Below are 20,150 nucleotides of genomic sequence, written 5' to 3'. Positions count from 1 at the left end.
TTCTTTACAGAGGCCTCTGCTCGATTTTTCTCTGTGGCGGGGCTTTTTTGACGCCTCTTCTATCTTCATTGAGGCCTGTAGACGAATAGTTTTTATATCTCCCTGTTGGATTTATTATTGTCAGGTGTCAAAATGGTCAAAATGATAGGTCGTTTGAAGAAGATTCTGTCCAGTCTATTCGAGGATTCAGAGGAGGATATCTCTATCGGTATCTATGGGCCTCCGAACGCAGGTAAATCAACTCTTGCAAATCAGATTTCTCAGGATTTGACTGGTGAGGAAATGAGTAACGTCTCCGAGGTACCGCATGAAACTCGTGCCGTTGAGAAAAAGGAGAAAGTTGCCATTGAGTCGGATGACGGCCGTTCAATCGACATCAATCTTCTGGATATGCCAGGGATCACAACTAACGTTGACTTCAAGGATTTCAAGGAACACGGCATAGAGGAAGACGATGCCAAAGGCCGTGCCAAAGAAGCCACAAAAGGTATTGTGGAGGCCGTTAAGTATCTGGACGATGTTGATGCCTGTCTTGTAATTTTTGACTCTACAGAGGATCCGTACACTCAGGTAAACGTTACTATAATCGGAAATCTTGAAGCGAAGGATATTCCAATCCTTGTGCTTGCTAACAAGACAGATCTTGAGGACTCTGATCCTGAGCGTGTCCGTGATGCTTTCCCTCAGCATCCTGTCCTTGAAATTTCCGCGAAGGAGGGAGAAAACATCGACAAACTTTATCAGGAGATAATCGAAAGGTTAAGTTAGATGGGAGACGACGGCGTTACAATAGAGTTTCTGTCCAAGGGAAAACTTCAGGACAAATCGTTCGATGAGAAGGTAGAAACAGTAATAGAACGAGTTAAAGAAAACGCAGTACTGGTCCTGGAGGAGGGATGGAGTCATGAAGAGGAGAGAAGGCTTATCCAGAGTGCCATGGACGAAATCGATGAGGACTTCCCTGGAATTGAGTTCCTGGGCCTGACGGATAGGGACTCAAGACTTAACCGGGCCAAGAAAATGTTTTACGAAAAAGTACTTAACGAACGTTACAGGGAAGGAATCACCATCGTCGGCAACTCCCGTGTCATGGAGAAAGTCAAGAAAGAACGTGATGCAGTATCCTTCCTTGCAAAACTTGAGGAGGAGTAAGGATATGCCAGAGAAAAATTTCAGAGGCCTCTCACAGAGAGGTGTTTTCTAGAATGCCACACAGATGCATGAACTGTGGAGAAGTATTTGAAGACGATTCCGACAAACTTATCGACGGATGTGACTGCGGATGCTCGCTTTTCATGTACGAAAGCGATCCGGAGAAATCGGAGAGCGAACTGAACGAGGAGAAAGAGAAAGTCGAATCCGACATCCAGGACATGATTATAGAGGGAGAAGAGGAACGTGGTAACATCCAGATAGAGTTCGATCTTGACTCAATAAAAGTCAAGGACGAAGGCGTCTACGAGCTGAATATCTCCCGTCTACTCAATGAGATGCCGCTGATTATCTCGAAGAGCGAGGGAGTCTACCACATCGATCTGCCTTCAGCATTCAAGAAACAGAAAGGAGAAGTCGACGTAGAATCCCTGTAAAAACTTTCTAACTATATTTTAGAGGCCTGGATCAGAATACACTGTCTTTTCAGGCCTTTAACTATGTACTTTTTTCTCCTGTTTCTCTGTCTGTTCGGAAAGGTTTAAATCCGGTCTTCGGTATATTGGTTAACAGGAAGCGTAAACTGCTTTTTTCGAGGTTTAACATTACAAATGGAGACGACAGAAGAAGGTAAGGAAGATGTCTTCGGATTTCCGAAGATGAGCACCAACATGGAGATCGCTATCTCCTATGTACTCTTCGTTCTAGGTGTCCTGATGGTTCTCTCCGTAGTTTATCCGGTTAGAGAGTTTATCTCCATCAACGCAATCTATGTAGGCCTACTGATGATCGGAGTTGCCTACGTGTTCGCGATGGAGTCGGTGAGAGAACTTGAGGAAAAAGATCATTTCCTCTCCAGGCGTCTGATGAAGAGATTTGATAGCGATGAAGAAGAGTAACCATTGAGGGGTAAAAATAAAACTTTTCACCCTATATTTCTTTTTTATGCCAAGTGAAGAGGTAGAACTGAGCTTCGAGTTTTCGAACGAGGAGCTAGCGAACTTTCTGGAGAACTTCTCCCAAAAACTAAGAGAGGGCGAAATAGGCCTGAGTTTCAAGGGACGTGAAGAACTTCAGATAGAGCCAAATACAGAAAACAGTATAGAACTAGAATTCTCCGAGGAAGGCTCCCGTAAAGAGCTCGAACTGGAAATCAACCTGCAACAGGAAAACTTCGACTACGAAGACGAACAGGGAAGAAAGAAGATCAGCGTCATCGTAGAAGAATAAAAAACACGTATTCTCCGTAATTTTTCCTGTAAAGAAAAGGCCTCTCGAGAGGCCCTGATATTCTCAATTTAACAGTAATATCTACTGCGCAAAGCTGCGCAGTATTTCAATCATCTCCTGATTCTGCTCGATAATCTTATCCATCTTCGCTTCAACACTGGAAAGATCTGTCGAACTTTCTGTAGAGGCCTGTGAACTACTGTTCTGTTTCAGAGGATTGCCCTGCTGCGTTGAAGTTTGAGAGGCCTCTGTTTCCTGGCTTCTCTGCTGCTTTTTTCTCTGTTGCTGTTTCTTAGGTGATTCTGGTGTTATACCATCCTCTTCAAGGACTTCAATAGGTGTATCATCTCCTTCCTGTTCCTGTTCCGAGGTTTCCTCTGCTGCTTCTTTTAGAGAGTCAAAGTTTCCTGTCATTTGTCCATCATCTTCATCGTTGTTTTCTTTTTGCCTGTTTTTTGTACGTACATTCTCTTTTACGTTGTCGTAGTAGCTCAATTTTACTTTTTCACCTTTTTACTGTATTTTTTAGAGGCGTGAAAGAACAGTATCCAGCTTGTCTTTTATCTCCTCGTTCTGCCGGTGTACGTCCTCCAGGCTGATATCTTTGCCTGAGTCATCGGTGTCAGGAGTTGCTACCTGGCTTTCGACCTGTCTTTCAAGTCTTGAACCTGTGGAAGAGGCCTCAGAATCGTTTTCATCGGATCCGAAGTCCAGATCCCTGACTTCGGCACTGCTGCCTTTGTCAGATTCTTCTTCGTTATCTGGCATTCCAAGAGTTACCTCCTCTTTCTCATCGCCGTCACTGCCTCCAAAAAGACCCATAATTGTACAAAAAATTAATTGCGGTGGCTCAAATAAAAACCTTGCCTAACAACACCGGTACATGAACATAGAGATCAAACCAACGCAGGACACTGAACAGCTGAGTGAGAACCTGGAGGAAAGAGTCCAGAGCTCAGAAGTCAAGGACGGAAAAGTAGTGATAGAGATCGACGAGGAGAACAGAGGCCTGATGGAGAGGACTCCCGGAATAGAAGAGTACACTGTCGACGGCGAAACCTTTGAAGGCCTCAAAGGAAGGCCTGTACAGGAGAAGGCTTACGCCCGTCTAGAGGACAAAAGAGATGTCGCAGAGGCCCTACTTGCTACAATGGAGGGCTACGACTTGGTTGTTCTTGATACAGCACTGGACTGGGAATTGAAGCTTCTCAGACGTTTCAATCCGGATATCAAGCACTTGACTTCCGGTAGAAGTGAAATATTCGATGTGGAGAAGACGCTTGAAGATGAGGATGACAGGGAAAAGATCGAATACGATATATCGGATGAGGAGGTCGAGGTCTTGAATCGTTTTATGCAGCCGAAGTCGCTTGAAAGAGGCGAAAATTAAAAGTTTAATGAGAACCAATACTTCAGTGAAGACCTATGGAAAAAGAAGTTGATTATGACCGCGTGGAATACGCAACTAACAGGAACCTTGAGAACGATGAAGGTGAGGAAACAGGGCATATCAAGATGTTCTCCTATGACAATGAACTGTTCTTCTTCGAGATGACCTGTCCTTACTGTGAACACTCTTTCGAGGATGAAGAGGAACTTGGTTCCCGTCCATGGTGGATCGAGTGCCCTGAATGTGAGAGATCTACGAACGTATTCAGGATTAAAGACGCACACGAAAGAAAAGTCAAAGACAGGGGAGACACAGAAGACGTAGACCTTGATGAAGTCTAAACCCGACTACATACTCAAAATAGGAGGCTCGCTTCTGACCGACAAGGCCTCCAGGGAAACTTTTTCACCTCAACTCGATAGAGTAATCGAGACTATATCCAGAAATCCTGACGGTGTTGTAATCCACGGCGCAGGAAGCTTTGGACACCCGCATGCATCAGAACACAATCTCCACAGAGGATCACGTGAAGGCGCACTGGAGACACACAGAGCAGTCAAAAAACTTAACTCTGAAATCATCAAGAGGCTTCACAGGAAAGGAGTCAAGGCCTTCCCCGTACACCCCTCCTCAGCCTCACTGAGAAGGCCTGAAACAGAGATAATGACACGTCAGATCCTGAAGATGTACGAAGAAGGATTCACACCTGTTCTCCACGGTGACGGCATAGTCACGGAAGACGAAGGATTCACAGTACTCTCCGGAGACGAGATACTTGCTTTACTTGAGAAAAAATTTGATACAGGCCACGCAGGATTCTGCACATCCGAGAAAGGCGTACTCAACTCCGATAGAGAAGTAGTGGACAAGATAAACTCTATGGAAAATTTTGAAGGCCTGAAAATGGAGGGAGAAGACGTCACAGGAGGCATGGAGAACAAAGTAAGAGAAGTACTCGAGAAAAACATACAGGCCTCCATCTTCGGCCAGGACGATCTTGAAAACTTTCTATCCGGTGAAAATCCAGGCACCACAGTCAAATAAAAATTTTTTACAGACGAGTCTCAGGAAGATACTTCTTCTCCTCATCCAGCCAGTCAGAGGCCTTCCTAGCTAATTCCTTTCCGTAGGCCTCCAGATCATCGATCTCCGAGACAGTCTTCCCCGTATTCTTCGACTTGGAGAGCGGCTTTCCCTCGTCGTTAGAGATCATCGGCGCCAGGAAGTAATACGGAGCCTCATTGTTCGCTAAATCTGTGATCTTCGCCACTTTCTCGACTTTGGAAGTTTTCTGCTCCTTCTTCGCATCCCTGTAATCCCCTCCGAACACGTGTACAGCCACGTCTCTCGACGGATCACGCACAGGATCGACAAGATAATACACTCCTATTTTCCCGTCAAGGCCTCCACTCATGAAGCCAGCGCTGCATTCATCGTTTCTGCACGCCGAGACAAGCTCATCACTTTCTCTTGAATAAGCAGAACCTTTCGCATGTGAAAAGCCACAGCTCTCGCAGACAGTAACAACAGGAGAACGATAACGCCTCCTGAAACCGCCTCCGAACACCTCGTCAAAACTTTCCATGTCATTCAAAACATTTCTCAAGGCCTCCACATACTCCTCATCACCTTCCAGATCAGAGAGGAATCCTGGATCAACTTCTATATCAAGCTCTTTTGAGAGACCTCTCAGGAAAGGCCTGATCTCATCCACACGATGCTCGGCGATATTCTCATGCTCGTTGCAGGGACAATCCCGCATGAAAAACAGCTTCATAACACGATTGTTCCCGGTCCTGTTATCCTCGTGAATGTGAGCACTCCAGTCAGTATCACAGCACATCAGATCCAGCTCCAGGCCCAGTTTTTCAGATATAGCAGCAGAATACGCCAGAGTCAACAAGTTCCCGACGTGAAGTTCTCCGGAAGGCCTGAAGCCGACAGCAACTCTACTTCCGTCAAGACTAGAGGCCTCTAAATCAGAGAAATCTGAGGTAATATCAAATTTTTCAGGAAAATCACTCATACAGAGAATCGACAAGTTCCAATTATTTAACTATTAGCCCACTCAACTTTCACTGTAAGCAACAAAGGCCTCCATGGCTCAGTCTGGCTAGAGCGGCCCCCTTGTAGCGCCTACAGTCGCTTAGTGCGGCAAGCTCCAAGCCCTTCCACACGGAAGCGCTTCCGGAGAAAAATTTTCCAGGACGCAAGACAGGGGCAGATCGAGGGTTCAAATCCCTCTGGGGGCTTAGATTGTTTTGTACAGGGGTAGGGATTCTACACTACATTCTTCCCAGTTTCTTTTCCATCCAATCTTCAAACTCATAATCCTCTAAATCAATGTTCTCTGTCCATGGTTCTTCTCCATCTGATCGTATTACTACGGTAATCCGATCTGTATTCTTGTCCACAGGTGTTTTTAAGGATATTGTGTTTCCTGGATAAACTTCCTCTACGGAGTCAGTTCTTTTGCTTCTCACACATCTATCTCCTTCTAGTGATTTCGGATTTCCTTCAATTTCTACATTGTAAGCTATTCCTTCTCCTTTATTTTCTACTACTGGTATTATGAACGGAGGATTCCGTCCTTCATCTCCAATTTTGAGTTCCTTAAGTTCCCAGTCGGGAGCTTCCTTCTTTGCTTGGAAATGACTTTGAATATTATCGAGTTTCTGAGAGCTAAAGTAGTTCTGTATTAGGATTCCTGCTGTACCTAAAGCACTTAGAGAGGCGATTATAATTGAAAGCAGTTCATTTGATAGTTCCATCTTCTACACTACACATTTTCTGCTAACTCTTTCATTTCTTTCTGAAGTTTTTGGAGCTCCTGCATTTTTTGAGCTATTGCTGGATTAGTTATTTTATATATCGTATCGGACTTTGATCTCGCCTATTCCAATAGCTTTGAATGCCATAACTCTGTGATGGCCGTCTACTCCTACATGGTATACTTCTTTTCTAGGGTGCTTTACTAAGTGAGGAGCTTCAAAATTATCCTGCTCATCTACTATCCAGTCGTCATCTGCTAAAATATTCAACTTCTGTTTTAATCTCCTTATTGAGAGTCTGTCAGACATAGCAGCTCCCTTTATTTTATCTAAATTGATATATTCTTGAACTTCTTCAGAGTTATCGGGTCTTTCGAACTCCAGTTCTTCCCATTCGTCTAGAAAGTCGTCTGGAGAGCTAATTTCACCATCATTAATTCTTTTCACCAGATTCTCTGCGTTTTCTCGTTCTTCAGAGCTTAATCTCAATTTCTTTACATCTTTACTATGTTCTTGTTTGTCCAAATATTTCTCTGCCATCTTTTACACTACACTTTCTCTGCCAACTCTTTCATTTCTTTCTAAAAATTTTCCCTTTCTGAGGCCTCTACTTTTAACTTTTGTAGAGTCTTTATTTTTTGAAGGCCTGTTTCTTTATTGAGAGAGGCCTTTTTTGGTAGCCCGGGTTTTGCTTGGCGGCTGGCCGGGCTATTTTCCTGTAGTTTTTTCTCCTGCTCTGAATTATTAAATGTGGCAGAGTAATCTTGTTTCAGTGGTTTGTCTGTGAGAATTGTCCACACTGCTGATGTGCATCTTTCGCCTGATCATCCTGAGAGGTTTGAGGCCTTGGAGCAGGTGGTTGAGAAGTGTGGGGATGAGGATGCTGATCTGCTTCTGATTACTGGCGATCTTTTCGATAAAAATGTTGATATTGAAGGTTTGAAGACTGATCTGAGGCCTCTTTTCTCGGATAACAGTTTTCAGACGCTTGTGATTCCTGGGAATCATGATAACTCTGCTTTCAGGCGTGAGGATTACTTCGGCGATGATCTAGAGGTTTTGACTGACAGGCCTTATTCTTCAAAGGTTTTCGGGGATGTGAATATCGTGGCTTTGCCTTATACTGAGAAAAGTTTCTCTGAGCTGGTTGAGCCGCTTTCCGAAGCTGTTGAAGAGGGCAAAACAAATATTTTGATGATTCACTGCACGCTGGCAGGTAATTCAGGCGGTTTCGGTGATGAGGAGCGGTATCTGCCTGTGAAGCCGCAGGAGCTTGTCAGGACGGGTTTTGACTATGTTCTGGCAGGGCATATCCATTCTTCAGCTACGAGGAGGAAGTTTGGAGCGACTACGTTCGCTTACTCTGGTTCGCCTGTCTCTATTTCAAGTTCTGAAACAGGTAAGAGGAAGATCTGGCTGCTTGATACAGATGAAGGCATGGAGACACGTGAACTTGATACTTTTTACTGTATAAATGAGAGCGGTAGTATTCTGCCAGGCGAGGAAGAGGAGCTGAAGGATAAAATAACCGGGGATCTAGAGCAGAAGGATCTTGGGAAGGCCTCAGTTATACTGGAGCTGGATGGATTTACGGAGAGGCCTGTCGATCAGTTTTCTAGAGAGCTTAAAGATGATGTGAAAAGTCTGGGGCCTGAGAGTATAGATGTGAATGTTTCAGGCCTTGAGTCAGCTTCTTCGCTGGTTGATTCGGAGATTTACAGGGAGTTCCGTGAAAGGCTTGAGGAGAAGGATTTCGAAAATCCGGAGCTTGTTGAGAAAAAGTTTCTGAGAGGTCTGTCAAGGCATGAGCGATAATGTAAGGATCAAGAGGGTGAAAGTCAGTCATTACGGGCCTCTGACTGACGTTGATATAGATCTGGATTCCGGATTCAATGCTTTCTACGGCCGTAACGAGTCTGGTAAGACTCTTCTGGTCGAGTCTATCACGAAGATGCTTGTCGATGATTCCTCGGATTTTGATGGGATCGGCAGGGTCTCCCAGCAGCCTAACGGGCTTCTGACTATCGAGAACGGCGGTGAAGAGTTTGATGCGTCTCAGGAAGGCCTGGAGAAGATTTTCGGCGATGTTAGCCCTGAGGATGTGAAGAATGCCTTTATCGTACGTGATTTTGATCTGAGGCTTCCTGAGAGGGAGAATGATTTCGGGAACGGTGATTACTTCAACGATGTGACTGATAGAGTCCTGGGATCCAAGACGAAAAAGATTGAGGCCTTGAGGGATGAGATCGCTGAAGTAGGGTATCTCACGAATACGTCCAGTGATGCGAAACTGGAGAATACTAAAGGAACAGGGAAGTTAAGGGATAAAAGGGATAGAGCAGAGGATATGAAGAATGATATTCAGAGTTTCATGAACAGGATTGAGGATGAAGGCCTTTTCCAGAAGTACTCGAAGATTGACTCTCTGAAGAATGAGATAAGCGCCAGAAAAGAAGCTATAGAGGAGCTGAAAAACGCAAGGGAGCAGAGGAAGTACAGGAAAGGCCAGAGGCTTCTGGAGGATTTGAAAGAGGCTGAAAGAAGGAAAGAAGATCTTGAGAATGAGAAGAAGGCTCTTGAAGATCTTGAAACTATCCGGAGGGGGGCTGAAGGCTTTGAAGCTGAGGCCTCCGAAAAAAATATTCTGAAGTATGCATCCATCGGTTCAGGATTTTTATCCGGTGTTTCGCTTGTTGGTGCGTTGCTGAATCCTGTACCTGTCCTTGTTGGAGGTGCTGTAGTTTTCCTGGCTGCGGCTGGTTATACTCTAAACGAGTACAGGAAAGCCTCCAGAAAAGTCAAGATACAGGAGAACGAGCGTGAAAATATAATTGAAGAGGCCAGAGCACGAGGTGTAGAGGCCTCCACGATTCCTGAAGTAGTTGACGCTATCGATAGCTACGAGAACGATTTAGATAAGCGTGAGAAAAAGATCAACAGGGAAAGAAACAGCGCTGTCGGGGAGTTGAAAGGCCTTTTCGATGCTAACAGGGATGATCCACGTGAATGGAAGCAGGTACTGGATGATTTCTCCGAAAGTTTCCGATCGGTCGACAGAGAGTTCAGTGAGGAAGATCTCCAGCATGAGAGGGATGAGCTGAAGCGGTTGAAGGATGAGAAGGAAGGCCTTGAGAGTGAGATAGATCGGTACGGTGAAAATTTGAGGGAGTTTGACTCGGGTGTTTCAGAGGTACTTGAGGAAAAGTTCATGGATGAAAGTATTGTTTCTGTAGACTCTGTAGAGGATCTCGACAGGGCTTTACGCCAGCTAGAAGAGTTCGTATCCTCTCTGAATGTGATGGTGGAGGCCTCGAAGAATGCGATAAAGATTCTGGAGGAGATGGAGGCCGAGGAGGAGGACGAGTTCAACAGGATATTCAGGGACGATAGTTACGCTGTGGAGATGTTCCGTGAGGCAACAGACGGCAACTACACGGATATAAACTATGACAAGGCCTCAAGGAAGCTCAAGGTTGAGAGAAAGGATGGCAGAGAACTTGATCCACAGGACCTGAGCCAGGGAACCTATGATCTGCTTTACATGGCAGTAAGACTGAAACTGGCCAAAGAGATACTCGGAAAGCCTGGATTCCTGATACTTGATAACGCGTTCGTACATTCTGATACTGAAAGAATAAGGAAGGAGATAGATTTCCTGAAGGAACTTGAGAAAGAAGGCTGGCAGATAATATACTTCACGTTCAGAGACGATGTAAGAGAAATTCTGGAAGAAGAAACAGAAGTAAAGGAACTTAAAGGCCTGGATTTCTAGAGGCCTGTTTTATTCCTCGCTTGAGGCCTCTTCTTTTTCCTTTTCCAGCATCTCAGGAAGTTTCTCGACGATATGATCTACTGCTTTATCGTCTGTAGGTACTGTGAATCTTTTCTTGTATCGTGGCTCGTCTTCGTCGTAGTATCCTGTGGCGATCTGTATGAACGAGTTTTCGCTTCCGTCGTCCTGGATGGCCTTGTTCCTGCTTACTTCGATGAATTTTTCTCCTGGAAAGTTTCCGTAGTCTTTTCTCTCATTCTCGATAGTTTCAAACTCTACCATTTTTGATCACGAAGAAGTTTGGTAGAGTTTAATTTAAGCACTCTTCCCTTTTTGGGAAGATGCGGGTCTCGAATTCTACCATAGTAAAATTTGGTCGAAGCATATCTTATAGATATACGGGTCTCAAACTTTTCCGTAAATCCGGTATAGGCCTCTGAAATGTTTATTGAACGTTCTTTCAGGCTCTGGCCAAGAATTAAGTGTGCTGGCTCATCACTGTATATGTATGAAAAATAATCTGTCTAGGCTTTCGGTACTTGTTATTCTAACATCTATAATTGGATTTACTGCATCTGCGCAGGTAAGTCCGGATCTTGAACAGCGTTTGAATCAGGGCCCGGATACGGAAAGAATCGATGTAATTATACAGACAGCTGCTTCTGATCAGGCCGCTGAAGCAGTAAGGAATGCAGGAGGAACTGTTAACAAACGTTTCTCGATAATCGACGGTGTTGCAGTTACTATTCCAAAAGTTGCGGCGAGAAATATCGCTGACAGGCCTTTTGTGGAACGTGTAGATCCTGACTTCGAGATGACTACTGTGCTTGATTCAACTGCTTCACAGATCAATGCAGCAGAGGCCTGGAGTGAGAATGCCACAGGTAAAGATGTTGACGTGGCTGTACTTGATACAGGGATCAGTAACTCGAACAGTGTTCTTGATGTTGAGCAGGAAGTTGATTTTACTGGAGAAGGAACTGACGACGGCAACGGCCACGGAACGCACGTAGCAGGCATCATCGCTTCACAGGACAGCACATATACAGGCATCTCTTATGACGCAGATCTTTTCGACGTAAAAGTTCTCAGTTCGGATGGAACAGGATCAGCATCGAACGTTATCGACGGCATCCAGTGGGCTGTAGAAAATGATGCAGATATCATAAGCCTCAGCCTTGGAGCGCCTGTAGAGGAGTGTGATGGAGAAGATGCTCTTTCAGAGGCCATCAACAATGCATACAGCCAGGGAACGCTTCCTGTCGTAGCAGCAGGAAACGAAGGCCCTGACTCGGGAACTATTACTGTTCCTGGATGTGCTGAAGATGCTCTTACAGTAGGCTCTGTAGGAAGCGACAACAGTATTTCTTCTTTTTCCAGCAGAGGCCCTACAGCGGATGGAAGAGTTAAGCCGGATGTAGTTGCTCCGGGAGAATCAGTCACCTCTACATGGAACGACGGAGGATTTGAAACTGCTTCAGGAACATCGATGGCAACACCTCACGTCTCCGGCACGGCAGCACTGCTTTTCGCCTCGAACTCCACGCTTACAGTTGAACAGGCAAAAAGCATAGTTATGAACAGTTCAGAGGATCTGGGATTCGCTGAGAACGATCAGGGACAAGGCCTTGTCGACGTATATGAGGCCTATCAGCAGGTAGTAGTTGAGAACGGTACGAATGAAACAAATCAGACTGAAAACTTTCCTCCTGTAGTTGAGGAGGCCTCTCCGATCAATACAGTTGTCAATGACACAGATGATGGCGAAGGAGTTGATGTTGATCTTTCAGCTGTAGTTTCGGATAATGATTCCGAGAATCTGAGCGTTACTTTCTCGTTCGCCAACGATACAGAGATCCAGAGCTTTACAGGAGCTTCTCCGCTTGAGGCAGAGCACCAGATTGAAGATCTTCCTGAAAACACGTCGTACGAATGGTATGTTGAGGCAAGCGATGAAAACTCGACTGTAGTAACTGAGAATCTTCCTTTCACGACTGCAGCGGATTACAACGAGTCAGACAATGAAACACGGGAGAATGAGACACGTGACAACGAAACACGGAACAGAACTTTGCCACCAGGCCTTCAGGATAAAGAGGAGCTTCCTCCAGCATTCACTAACGAAACGCCTGCGAATCCGGGAGGCGTTCTTTACGGAGTCAGGAGAGCTATGGAGTCAGTAAGTCTGGCTTTAACTTTCAATCCGGAGAGAAAAGCTCAGAAGCGTCTTGAATATGCTGAAAGACGACTGGCTGAGGCCTCGCAGCTTGAGGAAGACAATCCTTTGAGGCAGAGCCTTATTCAGGATTACAGGAACAATGTACAGAGGGCAAGAGAAGTAGCGGAACGTGACAATGACTCAAACTCCAGTAGAGATATCACGGAGAAGATCAGAGGCCTTGAAAACGCTGAAAGACAGTTAAGCATGAATCCGGGGCAGGGAACGCCTGGAGGGCCACAGGATACGCCTTCTACAGGAAGGCCTGAGGCTCCAGGACGTAGTGATTCGGATGATGGAGACGAGGAGAATGATACAGAGCGATCTCAGAGGCCTAGAAATCCTGGTGAAGGTTCCGCCAGTCAGGGATCAGGTCAGGATACAAGGCCGGCTGATGGAGTTACTCCTCCCGGTAATCAGCAGGATGATGTAGGCCCTGAAAGGCCTGGAAACGGACAGGGGTCGGCACAGGCTCCGGATAGAGAAGATCGGCAGCAGAGCGAAAGACCTGGAAATCCTTCTGTAGCTCCCGGAACACCTTCGGATGATGTAGAGATTCCTGATTCGGGATCTGATGCAGAAAGCAATCAGCAGGATCAGAGGAATCGGGAGGAATCCGGTGCCGATGAGACGGATCAAGAGACAGATGAAAATTCACGGGGACAGCCTGAAGTAGCTCCAGAGAGTCCGGATAACTCGGAAAGCGAAGGAACACATTCTGAGTCAGATAGTTCCAGTGAAAGGCCTGATACAGGTTCCTCCGATACAGCAGGTGAGAACGATCAATCTACACAGAATCCTGGGGGTTCAGGATCTTCAGGTCCTTCTCCTGGTTCCAGGCCTGATGCTTCTTCAGGTGGTGGTCCGCCGGAAGCTTCAGGTTCTCCTTCCGGTACTGGAGGCCCTGCTGGTCCTGTAGGAATGTTCTTCGCGATCTTTGGTTAGTAAAGTCGTTTTAACTTTTCACTTTCAACTTTTTCTCATGGAACTTCAGGGAAAAATCTTCACCGGAATGGGTGTAGGAAAAGAATATATCTCGATGAAGCCGTATCAGGATAAGATCGAATCGATCACAGGTTTCAGGCCTTTCCCCGGAACACTCAACACCGGAGTCAAGGAAGAAAAAGTACAGGAGGTTCTGGAAAGTTCTGAGGCCTCCAGGATAGAGGGTTTCGAGTTCAAAGATGAGGAATACAGCGGAATCGATGTTTATCCTGTTGAAGTTGAAGGGGTGGAGGCTGCTGTTCTCAGGATGGATGTAACTGATTACGGGCCTGAAGTCGTGGAGATAGTTGCGGAAGAGAACTTGAGAGATAAGCTGGGCCTTGAAGACGGTGACAGTGTTAGGATTGTTTTCTGACAGGTGACTGTTGAGTCACCGGGCCTGTTAAGAATCTTCTACAAGAAAATTTCTGCATGTTCACCGGAATAATTAAGGAAACAGTCAGTGTCAAGGAGATTGAGGAGGCCGGTGAAGGCCTTCGAGTCTCTGTCACGCGTCCACAAAGCTTTGAGGAACTTTCGAAAGGGGAGAGTATATCTCTGAGCGGTGTCTGCCTTACTGTAGAGGCCTTCGATTCTGGGTCGATAAGTTTCTTCCTTGCGGAGGAAACTCTGGAGAAGTCCTGGTTTTCGAAGCTGGAGGAAGGCGATGAAATGAATGCTGAGAGAGCTTTGAGGCCTCAGGACAGGATGGGAGGTCACATAGTTCAGGGGCATGTGGAGGCTGTTTCTGAGGTTTTGGATGTCGAAGAGCTGGAGGAGGGGTGGAACATGACTTTCTCCCTGCCGGATGATCTTCAGGATCTGGTGGTTTACAAGGGATTCATAGCTGTTGAAGGCATCAGTTTGACGGTGACGGATGTAACTGAGGACTCCTTCTCGGTAACTGTGATACCGGAGACATGGAGGGAGACGAATCTTTCTGACAGATATGAGGGAGATAAAATTAATATTGAAACAGATATGATGGGAAAGTACGTGAAGAAGATGATGGAAGGTAGAGGAGGTATCGATGGATGAATGAGAAACTTTACATCGGTGTAGATGTCGGAGCCTCGAACATAAGGATCGGTTTAGGAGACGAAAACGAGCTCTACTCTGACACGAACAAGATTGTTCCCACGGAACAGTACTGGTCTGAAGAAGGCCTCGTCGATCTGATAGTAGAGTTACTGGAGGAAAATGAAGTCTCACAGGATTCTATCGAAGCTATAGGAATCGGTGTTCCAGGCCTCATCAACGTGGAGGAGAAAAAGATAGAATACGCTCATGCACTGGATGAGCTCTCCTTCAGCAAGTTGTCTGAACTTGGTATAGATTTCAGTATAGAGAACGATGCAAACGCCGCAGTCATGGGAGAAAAGCTCTACGGCGAAGGAAAAGAACTGGAAAATATTGTAACCGTTATATTGGGCAGCGGGATCGGAGGAGGAGTATACTACTCGGGAAATCTTCTTGGAAGTGAAAAAGACGGCAGAAGCCCGGAGCCAGCAGGAATAAACGTGGACAACGATACCACATGGGATCAATCAGTAGGAGGCGAAAATATGCCAGGATACATGAAAAGTATACTCAACGAAGAAACTATTCCTGAAGATGCCACAGCAGAGGAAATATTCAGAAAAGCACGTGAAAACAGCATATCCCAGCAACACATCGACACCCTCACCGAACTAAACGCCAGAGGCATATCCACTCTAATCGATCTATACGCCCCGGAACTGATAACTTTCTCCGGATCTGTAGCAACCAACAATCTGGAATTCATGCAGAACTCATTCGAAAAAGCCGCAGAACTATCCGTAAATCCGGAGCCAGAGATGAAGATCTCTGAACTAGGAAACAAACTAGGCCTCTACGGCGCTCTAGCCGTAGCCCAGAGAAAAGAGTAAAAATATTTAGAGGCCTATCTCAGGCCTAATGATTTTCTACAGCTGATTGAAAGCTCTCTGCACAACCTCATTCAACGCAGGATGGATATGGATCGTATCCTGTATATCGGATACTGTTCCACTTCCGGCTTTCATCGCTACAAGGACTTCATGGATCTGCTGCGATGCATGAGGCCCGATGATGTGGCATCCAAGGATCTCTCCCTCTTCCGAAGCCAGAACTTTCACGAAGCCGTCCTCATCCTTCAGAGCCATACCCATACCTGTCTTCTCGTACTCGTAAGAGGCCTTTACATACTCTGTATCTTCTTCTTCAAGCTCCTGTTCGGTCTTTCCGACTCCAGCGATCTGAGGTGCTGAAAAGACTGCATGCGGCATCGCCGTGTAATCGATCTCCTTCTTGTTTCCGACAAAGGCGTTGATCAGGGCAACGTTCGCCTCCTTGTTCGCAGCGTGCTTGAAAGGATGCTTCCCGATTATATCTCCAAGAGCATAGATGTGATCAACGGAGGTGTTCATGTATTCGTCTACTTCGATGTAGCCGCTTTCATCTGTCTCGATATCCGTATTCCCGACCTTTAGAGAATCGGTATTCGGTACTCTGCCTGCTGCGATGAAAAGCTCATCGGCCTCGTACTCTTTCCCGTCCGCTACAACGATCGTTCTGCCGTCTTCCTCGTATACTTCAGAGGCCTCTGTCTCCAGCTCGACGTTGAAACGCTCACTGGCGAGTTCAGTGTATTTAATGCTGACTTCACGGTCCTCGTTACGCAGAAGTCTCTCACCGCGTTCAAGTATAGTTACATCGATTCCCATGGCCTCGAAGAAATGTGCCAGCTCGTTGGAGATGTATCCTCCGCCGACAACGATCATATCATCCGGCTTCTCCGTCATCTCCAGAGCCTCTTTACTCGTCATGTAATCGACGTCCTCTATGCCGTCGATAGGAGGAATGAAAGGCCTTGTACCGGCTGCGACAACGATTTTATCCGCTGTGATCTTTTCGCCGTCGACTTCAAGCGTACTGTTGTCGATGAACTCTGCCTCCGTCCTATAAAGAGTATGATTTTCCGAGGCCTTGATTCCTTCCTCGATATTTTTCGAGTCCTGGCGTACTTCTTCGTTGACCTCTTCGACCATCTCAGAGAAATGTATGTCGTCTACAGAGGCCTCTATACCGAATTTTTCAGAGTTCTGTATCTCTTTGACGACGTCTGCCCTGTGTATCAGCATCTTTGACGGGATGCATCCTCTGTTCAGGCATGTTCCGCCGAGAGGCCCTGGCTCGATTACTGCGACTGATTTTCCTCTGCTTGCGAAGGCTGAGGCCACGTCAAGACCTGAACCGGCTCCAATGACAATTAGATCGTATTCTTCCATTATTAGCTCGTCTCCGTTAAAAATTTGTGAAAAATTGTAGAGGAAGAGGCCTTCTCTTCCCGGTCAAAAAACTTCTGGTTTTTTTCAGGCCTCTTTCTGCTCCTCAATCAGTTCCTGAAGTTCTTCCGCTGAGTCAGCTCCATCGCCGCATGCGATGCAGACATCGTCGTCTTCTGATTCTCCCATTTTCTTTAGTTCACCTCTGAAATATCGTTTTTATACGCGAAAAACTATCTCTTGTTTTCGCCGTGAAACTGTAATAGGCCTCAGGTATTTTTGTATCCACCGGTTACCATTCGCTCGGCCCCCTATAGATCACGGTTTCGTTAGGTAACTTAATAACGTTAAGTGTTCAAACCGTCGGTATGACAGAAGAACTTGAAGAAGGCAAGATGCCGACCTGGTGCTCGGGAGAGGAATGGTGTCCGCTGACAGCGACGGCAAGCATAGTCTCCAAGAAATGGCATCCGGTGATAATCCACAGGCTTCTATCACAGGGAGGAATGGGATTCAACCAGCTCAAAGACGAAGTCGGAGGAATCTCATCAAAAGTCCTGTCGGAAAGCCTGGAAGATCTTGAGGAGAAAAGGATCGTCAACAGGGAAGTAGTAAGCGAGAAACCTTTCAGAGTAAAATACCAGCTGACGGAAAGAGGAAGAAAACTGGAATCTGCTATACAGGAGATGATCAACTGGGGAGAAGAAAACCTCTGCGAGGCCTCCAAAAAAGAAGAAGCTATAGTCTAGAAATTTTTTCTCTCCTTATTTTTCTCTAATTTTTTACCCTGTTCATTTAATTCCGGCCTGAACAAAAACTTGTCCAGAGAATGAAATACTGGCTGACCGTACTCATCGCAGTTACACTGGCATTATCCGCATGCACCAGCGACGTATCACAGGACGCAGAAAAAGGCCTGAATGCGGCACAGGAGGCCTCTGAATCAGACGTTTTTACTGTAAAATACACTGATTCAGGATTTGTTCCTGAAAATATTGTTATCCGTGAAGGCGACTCTGTCAGATGGATAGATCGTTCCAGCAGAGAACTTTTCATAACTACAGAGTACGACACACAGTGTCCTGCAGAAGGATTCTCCTCTTGTGAAAATATACAGAATTACAGTTACAGCTTCAGTGATTCAGGACGATACATCTACAGGAACGGCCACGAAATATCAGATCAGGCCGTAATAACTGTACAGCAGAAAAGTATCCGATAAAAAGTGAAAAATTTAATATCCACGTAAATATAAACAGTTCCAGAGGCCTCGAAATTTTTCATGGCAATAAGATGGGATTCGGAAAGCGACTGGAAAAATAATCAGGATTCGAGTGGAACTACAGGCCGGAACGGCGATCTACGTCAAGGATACTCGCGAGACAGGCCTCCGCTTTCTTCTGGCTTGATAGGATACTGGCCGTTGAACGATGATAATGCGACAGACTACAGTGGCAACGAAAATCATGGAAGCTTGAACGGCGGTGTGACGACAGGCGTCGCAGGAAAAGGAGGCCTCCAAGCGATGTCTTTTGATGGAAGTGATGATTACGTGGATGTGTCCGGTGCGGAGAATTCGTCTTTCCCTGTAACTATTTCTGCATGGGTAAAAGCTGATGGCACAGGCCGTATATACTCAGAATCGACGAGTTCAAATGGAGATAATATACTTGCATTAGATATAGGAGGAGATCCTGCTACAGCTATTCTTTATCTTAGAGGACAGCAGAACACTCCTGTTACATCAAAAAGCAATACAGAAGTAATCGGAGAATGGCACCATATAGTCGGAGTGGCTACAGCAAATGAACTTCGTATTTACGTGAACGGAGAACTCGAGAATACACAGCTTCACTCTAGGCCTTTCCCAAATGTATCAAATGCCCAAATCGGCAGACTCTTGTACAGTAGCGGTAGCATATCTCATCTAGATGGAGTTATAGCGCAATGTAGCACCTACAATAGAGCGCTCTCAAATTCTGAAATCCAGACTTTGTACAAATGGGGATCGGGAGACTACGCGAGGCCTCCAAATAATGGAGTATCATACTACAAGTTAGACGGCGATGCAACGGATTCATGGGGCGCCAACGATGGAACGACAAATAGTGTAACTTTCACAAATGATGCAATAAGAGGGCAGGCAGCAAAATTTAATGGTAGTTCTTCGATAGGGCTAAGTAATCTTACTGGTGCAGGGCAGGATTATACTGTTGCTCTGTGGCTGAGCACTGATGTTTCGCCAACAAATAACTTTGAGAACGTGATGTATGCATCAGGCCATACTTTTGATCACGACGATCTCTTGATCAACGGTAAAACGGCAGGATCATTTGATGGAGGACAGCCAGGAGTTAATATAGGTGCTAACGATGGTAACTGGCACCATGTTACTGTAGTTAACGATTCTGGAACTCATAAAGTGTTCAAAAACTCATTGTACGCAGGTTCGTGGACAAACAGTCTTTCCAGTAATAATGGAGTCAGAGACAGTATAGGTGCACGTTACGATGACTCTGATAATTCTTATGATGCTTACGGGACCGGTAAGGTGGACGACGTACGTGTATTCGACAGAACGCTGAGTAGAAGAGAAATTTTCCAGATATACCATTACGGTACGAGAGGCCGCGACATGAGAAAACACCTGGTGAACCACTAAATGGTACTGAAAGCATACTGGCCTCTAGATGAGACTTCAGGATCAACTGCATACGACGTCAGAAATGGAAATAATGGCTCAGTTGGTGATGGCGGAGACTCTACGGTTCTTGGGGGAACAGGGATACTTGGCAGTAACTGTTATAGTTTCGATGGCAACAATGATTACGTTTCTGTACCTCAGTCGGAATCTATTTCAGCTGAAAACTCAGTTTCCTTCTCTGCCTGGACGCTACCTCAGGAGACACAGCAGGCTTGGGCGGCACTTGTTCAGAGAAGACTGCCAGATCCAACATATTACGATGCAGTATTGAGGGCGTATAACGGAGATAGATGGGAATTTGCGATTTATAATGGGAGTGAATGGAAATCCGCTAGATCGCCTTCAAGTTACAGCGAAGGCAACTGGCAACACGTTACAGGAGTATATGATGGTGCTACTGCCTATCTCTATGTAAACGGCGAGCTACTGGACACTGTTTCTCATGGTAAGCTGACGGGAAGTATAAATGATGTTCTAATAGGGAGATACGATGACTATGGATCAAATAACAACTTCTTCAGTGGAAAAATACAGCATGTCAGAATCTACGACCACGCTCTGACACCGCAGGAAGTCCAGTATCTCTACAGCGTCGGAAAGAGAGGCCTTCATGTCTCCAGTGAAAGAACTCTGTAGGCCTGA

The 20,150-nt window shown here is 45.8% G+C and carries 25 protein-coding genes and 1 tRNA gene; 19 read left to right on the top strand and 7 right to left on the bottom strand.

Going from position 1 to position 20,150, the window contains the following annotated elements; all coding sequences use genetic code 11:
- Window positions 1–132: 132 nt before the first annotated feature.
- From ACK3SF_RS04190 to ACK3SF_RS04170, 5 genes are all read left to right on the top strand, one after another.
- On the top strand, window positions 133–768 hold the full coding sequence (locus ACK3SF_RS04190; RefSeq protein WP_414837445.1) for an Era-like GTP-binding protein: 636 nt from the start codon (window positions 133–135) through the stop codon (window positions 766–768).
- Entirely contained in the window at window positions 769–1,152 is a 384-nt protein-coding gene (locus ACK3SF_RS04185) for a DUF2073 domain-containing protein (RefSeq protein WP_414837444.1), read from the top strand.
- Between the two features lie 53 nt (window positions 1,153–1,205).
- Window positions 1,206–1,589: a Zn-ribbon domain-containing protein gene (locus ACK3SF_RS04180; protein ID WP_414837443.1), complete on the top strand. Its 384-nt coding sequence runs from the start codon at window positions 1,206–1,208 to the stop codon at window positions 1,587–1,589.
- Between the two features lie 174 nt (window positions 1,590–1,763).
- Window positions 1,764–2,051, top strand: coding sequence for a hypothetical protein (locus ACK3SF_RS04175; protein ID WP_414837442.1), 288 nt, complete (start codon window positions 1,764–1,766; stop codon window positions 2,049–2,051).
- A 46-nt stretch (window positions 2,052–2,097) separates the two neighbouring features.
- Window positions 2,098–2,382 carry an amphi-Trp domain-containing protein gene (locus ACK3SF_RS04170; protein ID WP_414837441.1) on the top strand — a complete coding sequence of 95 codons (285 nt, stop codon included), beginning with the start codon at window positions 2,098–2,100 and terminating at the stop codon, window positions 2,380–2,382.
- Between the two features lie 81 nt (window positions 2,383–2,463).
- Here ACK3SF_RS04170 and ACK3SF_RS04165 read toward each other — a convergent pair whose 3' ends face one another.
- Window positions 2,464–2,877: a hypothetical protein gene (locus ACK3SF_RS04165; RefSeq protein ID WP_414837440.1), complete on the bottom strand. Its 414-nt coding sequence runs from the start codon at window positions 2,875–2,877 to the stop codon at window positions 2,464–2,466.
- A 30-nt stretch (window positions 2,878–2,907) separates the two neighbouring features.
- Window positions 2,908–3,204, bottom strand: a complete 297-nt coding sequence (locus tag ACK3SF_RS04160) for a hypothetical protein (protein WP_414837439.1) — start codon at window positions 3,202–3,204, stop codon at window positions 2,908–2,910.
- A 61-nt stretch (window positions 3,205–3,265) separates the two neighbouring features.
- Between ACK3SF_RS04160 and ACK3SF_RS04155 the strand changes: the two genes are divergently transcribed.
- The 3 genes from ACK3SF_RS04155 to ACK3SF_RS04145 are packed head-to-tail and all read left to right on the top strand — an operon-like array spanning window position 3,266 to window position 4,816.
- Window positions 3,266–3,772, top strand: coding sequence for a hypothetical protein (locus tag ACK3SF_RS04155; RefSeq protein ID WP_414837438.1), 507 nt, complete (start codon window positions 3,266–3,268; stop codon window positions 3,770–3,772).
- A gap of 35 nt (window positions 3,773–3,807) precedes the next feature.
- Window positions 3,808–4,113, top strand: coding sequence for a hypothetical protein (locus ACK3SF_RS04150; protein ID WP_414837437.1), 306 nt, complete (start codon window positions 3,808–3,810; stop codon window positions 4,111–4,113).
- A complete protein-coding gene (locus ACK3SF_RS04145) occupies window positions 4,103–4,816 on the top strand; it encodes an isopentenyl phosphate kinase (RefSeq protein WP_414837436.1) in 714 nt (237 codons plus the stop codon). The genes ACK3SF_RS04150 and ACK3SF_RS04145 overlap by 11 nt, the downstream gene beginning before the upstream one ends.
- A 7-nt stretch (window positions 4,817–4,823) precedes the next feature.
- Here ACK3SF_RS04145 and ACK3SF_RS04140 read toward each other — a convergent pair whose 3' ends face one another.
- Window positions 4,824–5,798 carry a hypothetical protein gene (locus tag ACK3SF_RS04140; protein ID WP_414837435.1) on the bottom strand — a complete coding sequence of 325 codons (975 nt, stop codon included), beginning with the start codon at window positions 5,796–5,798 and terminating at the stop codon, window positions 4,824–4,826.
- Window positions 5,799–5,865: 67 nt separating this feature from the next.
- Between ACK3SF_RS04140 and ACK3SF_RS04135 the strand changes: the two genes are divergently transcribed.
- Window positions 5,866–6,024 (top strand) — tRNA-Thr (locus ACK3SF_RS04135).
- Window positions 6,025–6,057: 33 nt separating this feature from the next.
- On the opposite strand, the gene ACK3SF_RS04130 is transcribed toward ACK3SF_RS04135, so the two are convergent.
- Window positions 6,058–6,543: a hypothetical protein gene (locus tag ACK3SF_RS04130; RefSeq protein ID WP_414837434.1), complete on the bottom strand. Its 486-nt coding sequence runs from the start codon at window positions 6,541–6,543 to the stop codon at window positions 6,058–6,060.
- A gap of 93 nt (window positions 6,544–6,636) precedes the next feature.
- Window positions 6,637–7,083, bottom strand: coding sequence for a hypothetical protein (locus ACK3SF_RS04125; RefSeq protein WP_414837433.1), 447 nt, complete (start codon window positions 7,081–7,083; stop codon window positions 6,637–6,639).
- A gap of 243 nt (window positions 7,084–7,326) precedes the next feature.
- Between ACK3SF_RS04125 and ACK3SF_RS04120 the strand changes: the two genes are divergently transcribed.
- Both ACK3SF_RS04120 and ACK3SF_RS04115 read left to right on the top strand, forming a co-directional pair.
- Window positions 7,327–8,358 (top strand): metallophosphoesterase family protein, encoded by a 1,032-nt coding sequence (locus ACK3SF_RS04120; RefSeq protein WP_414837432.1) that lies wholly within the window; start codon window positions 7,327–7,329, stop codon window positions 8,356–8,358.
- Window positions 8,348–10,315 carry an ATP-binding protein gene (locus ACK3SF_RS04115; protein WP_414837431.1) on the top strand — a complete coding sequence of 656 codons (1,968 nt, stop codon included), beginning with the start codon at window positions 8,348–8,350 and terminating at the stop codon, window positions 10,313–10,315. Before ACK3SF_RS04120 ends, ACK3SF_RS04115 begins: the two co-directional genes overlap by 11 nt.
- Window positions 10,316–10,324: 9 nt before the next feature.
- Here ACK3SF_RS04115 and ACK3SF_RS04110 read toward each other — a convergent pair whose 3' ends face one another.
- Complete coding sequence (locus tag ACK3SF_RS04110) at window positions 10,325–10,597, bottom strand: hypothetical protein (RefSeq protein ID WP_414837430.1); 273 nt, start codon at window positions 10,595–10,597, stop codon at window positions 10,325–10,327.
- 226 nt (window positions 10,598–10,823) lie between these two features.
- Here ACK3SF_RS04110 and ACK3SF_RS04105 point away from each other — a divergent pair, with 226 nt between their 5' ends.
- From ACK3SF_RS04105 to ACK3SF_RS04090, 4 genes are read left to right on the top strand one after another with little or no spacing between them, the layout of a single operon-like run.
- Complete coding sequence (locus tag ACK3SF_RS04105) at window positions 10,824–13,478, top strand: S8 family serine peptidase (RefSeq protein ID WP_414837429.1); 2,655 nt, start codon at window positions 10,824–10,826, stop codon at window positions 13,476–13,478.
- Window positions 13,479–13,515: 37 nt separating this feature from the next.
- On the top strand, window positions 13,516–13,893 hold the full coding sequence (locus tag ACK3SF_RS04100) for a DUF120 domain-containing protein (RefSeq protein WP_414837428.1): 378 nt from the start codon (window positions 13,516–13,518) through the stop codon (window positions 13,891–13,893).
- A 56-nt stretch (window positions 13,894–13,949) separates the two neighbouring features.
- Window positions 13,950–14,555 carry a riboflavin synthase gene (locus ACK3SF_RS04095; protein ID WP_414837427.1) on the top strand — a complete coding sequence of 202 codons (606 nt, stop codon included), beginning with the start codon at window positions 13,950–13,952 and terminating at the stop codon, window positions 14,553–14,555.
- A complete protein-coding gene (locus ACK3SF_RS04090; RefSeq protein WP_414837426.1) occupies window positions 14,552–15,427 on the top strand; it encodes an ROK family protein in 876 nt (291 codons plus the stop codon). The genes ACK3SF_RS04095 and ACK3SF_RS04090 overlap by 4 nt, the downstream gene beginning before the upstream one ends.
- Window positions 15,428–15,463: 36 nt before the next feature.
- Here ACK3SF_RS04090 and ACK3SF_RS04085 read toward each other — a convergent pair whose 3' ends face one another.
- Window positions 15,464–16,807 carry a dihydrolipoyl dehydrogenase gene (locus ACK3SF_RS04085; RefSeq protein ID WP_414837425.1) on the bottom strand — a complete coding sequence of 448 codons (1,344 nt, stop codon included), beginning with the start codon at window positions 16,805–16,807 and terminating at the stop codon, window positions 15,464–15,466.
- Between the two features lie 365 nt (window positions 16,808–17,172).
- Here ACK3SF_RS04085 and ACK3SF_RS04080 point away from each other — a divergent pair, with 365 nt between their 5' ends.
- The 4 genes from ACK3SF_RS04080 (at window position 17,173) to ACK3SF_RS04065 (ending at window position 20,144) form a co-directional block, all read left to right on the top strand.
- A complete protein-coding gene (locus ACK3SF_RS04080; RefSeq protein WP_414837424.1) occupies window positions 17,173–17,553 on the top strand; it encodes a winged helix-turn-helix transcriptional regulator in 381 nt (126 codons plus the stop codon).
- Between the two features lie 80 nt (window positions 17,554–17,633).
- Entirely contained in the window at window positions 17,634–18,026 is a 393-nt protein-coding gene (locus ACK3SF_RS04075) for a hypothetical protein (RefSeq protein WP_414837423.1), read from the top strand.
- Window positions 18,027–18,086: 60 nt separating this feature from the next.
- The gene (locus tag ACK3SF_RS04070) at window positions 18,087–19,466 is read left to right on the top strand and encodes a LamG-like jellyroll fold domain-containing protein (RefSeq protein WP_414837422.1); all 1,380 of its coding nucleotides are present in this window, start codon (window positions 18,087–18,089) and stop codon (window positions 19,464–19,466) included.
- Window positions 19,467–20,144 carry a LamG domain-containing protein gene (locus ACK3SF_RS04065; RefSeq protein WP_414837421.1) on the top strand — a complete coding sequence of 226 codons (678 nt, stop codon included), beginning with the start codon at window positions 19,467–19,469 and terminating at the stop codon, window positions 20,142–20,144.
- Window positions 20,145–20,150 lie beyond the last annotated feature (6 nt).

Origin of the sequence: Candidatus Nanosalina sp. VS9-1, assembly GCF_047555085.1 — an archaeon.
Taxonomy (GTDB): Archaea; Nanohalarchaeota; Nanosalinia; order Nanosalinales; family Nanosalinaceae; genus Nanosalina.
The sequence above is the reverse complement of the archived record's forward strand: the minus strand, read 5'-3'. Positions and strand labels throughout refer to the sequence as shown.

Coding starts and splice junctions, on each gene's coding strand:
- ACK3SF_RS04150 (WP_414837437.1), top strand. CDS start 3,808: ATGGAAAAAGAAGTTGATTATGACCGCGTGGAATACGCAACTAACAGG.
- ACK3SF_RS04125 (WP_414837433.1), bottom strand. CDS start 7,083: ATGGCAGAGAAATATTTGGACAAACAAGAACATAGTAAAGATGTAAAG.
- ACK3SF_RS04070 (WP_414837422.1), top strand. CDS start 18,087: ATGGCAATAAGATGGGATTCGGAAAGCGACTGGAAAAATAATCAGGAT.
- ACK3SF_RS04095 (WP_414837427.1), top strand. CDS start 13,950: ATGTTCACCGGAATAATTAAGGAAACAGTCAGTGTCAAGGAGATTGAG.
- ACK3SF_RS04090 (WP_414837426.1), top strand. CDS start 14,552: ATGAATGAGAAACTTTACATCGGTGTAGATGTCGGAGCCTCGAACATA.
- ACK3SF_RS04155 (WP_414837438.1), top strand. CDS start 3,266: ATGAACATAGAGATCAAACCAACGCAGGACACTGAACAGCTGAGTGAG.
- ACK3SF_RS04110 (WP_414837430.1), bottom strand. CDS start 10,597: ATGGTAGAGTTTGAAACTATCGAGAATGAGAGAAAAGACTACGGAAAC.
- ACK3SF_RS04145 (WP_414837436.1), top strand. CDS start 4,103: ATGAAGTCTAAACCCGACTACATACTCAAAATAGGAGGCTCGCTTCTG.
- ACK3SF_RS04180 (WP_414837443.1), top strand. CDS start 1,206: ATGCCACACAGATGCATGAACTGTGGAGAAGTATTTGAAGACGATTCC.
- ACK3SF_RS04170 (WP_414837441.1), top strand. CDS start 2,098: ATGCCAAGTGAAGAGGTAGAACTGAGCTTCGAGTTTTCGAACGAGGAG.
- ACK3SF_RS04065 (WP_414837421.1), top strand. CDS start 19,467: ATGGTACTGAAAGCATACTGGCCTCTAGATGAGACTTCAGGATCAACT.
- ACK3SF_RS04080 (WP_414837424.1), top strand. CDS start 17,173: ATGACAGAAGAACTTGAAGAAGGCAAGATGCCGACCTGGTGCTCGGGA.
- ACK3SF_RS04190 (WP_414837445.1), top strand. CDS start 133: ATGGTCAAAATGATAGGTCGTTTGAAGAAGATTCTGTCCAGTCTATTC.
- ACK3SF_RS04140 (WP_414837435.1), bottom strand. CDS start 5,798: ATGAGTGATTTTCCTGAAAAATTTGATATTACCTCAGATTTCTCTGAT.
- ACK3SF_RS04185 (WP_414837444.1), top strand. CDS start 769: ATGGGAGACGACGGCGTTACAATAGAGTTTCTGTCCAAGGGAAAACTT.
- ACK3SF_RS04100 (WP_414837428.1), top strand. CDS start 13,516: ATGGAACTTCAGGGAAAAATCTTCACCGGAATGGGTGTAGGAAAAGAA.
- ACK3SF_RS04175 (WP_414837442.1), top strand. CDS start 1,764: ATGGAGACGACAGAAGAAGGTAAGGAAGATGTCTTCGGATTTCCGAAG.
- ACK3SF_RS04130 (WP_414837434.1), bottom strand. CDS start 6,543: ATGGAACTATCAAATGAACTGCTTTCAATTATAATCGCCTCTCTAAGT.
- ACK3SF_RS04075 (WP_414837423.1), top strand. CDS start 17,634: ATGAAATACTGGCTGACCGTACTCATCGCAGTTACACTGGCATTATCC.
- ACK3SF_RS04105 (WP_414837429.1), top strand. CDS start 10,824: ATGAAAAATAATCTGTCTAGGCTTTCGGTACTTGTTATTCTAACATCT.
- ACK3SF_RS04115 (WP_414837431.1), top strand. CDS start 8,348: ATGAGCGATAATGTAAGGATCAAGAGGGTGAAAGTCAGTCATTACGGG.
- ACK3SF_RS04085 (WP_414837425.1), bottom strand. CDS start 16,807: ATGGAAGAATACGATCTAATTGTCATTGGAGCCGGTTCAGGTCTTGAC.
- ACK3SF_RS04160 (WP_414837439.1), bottom strand. CDS start 3,204: ATGGGTCTTTTTGGAGGCAGTGACGGCGATGAGAAAGAGGAGGTAACT.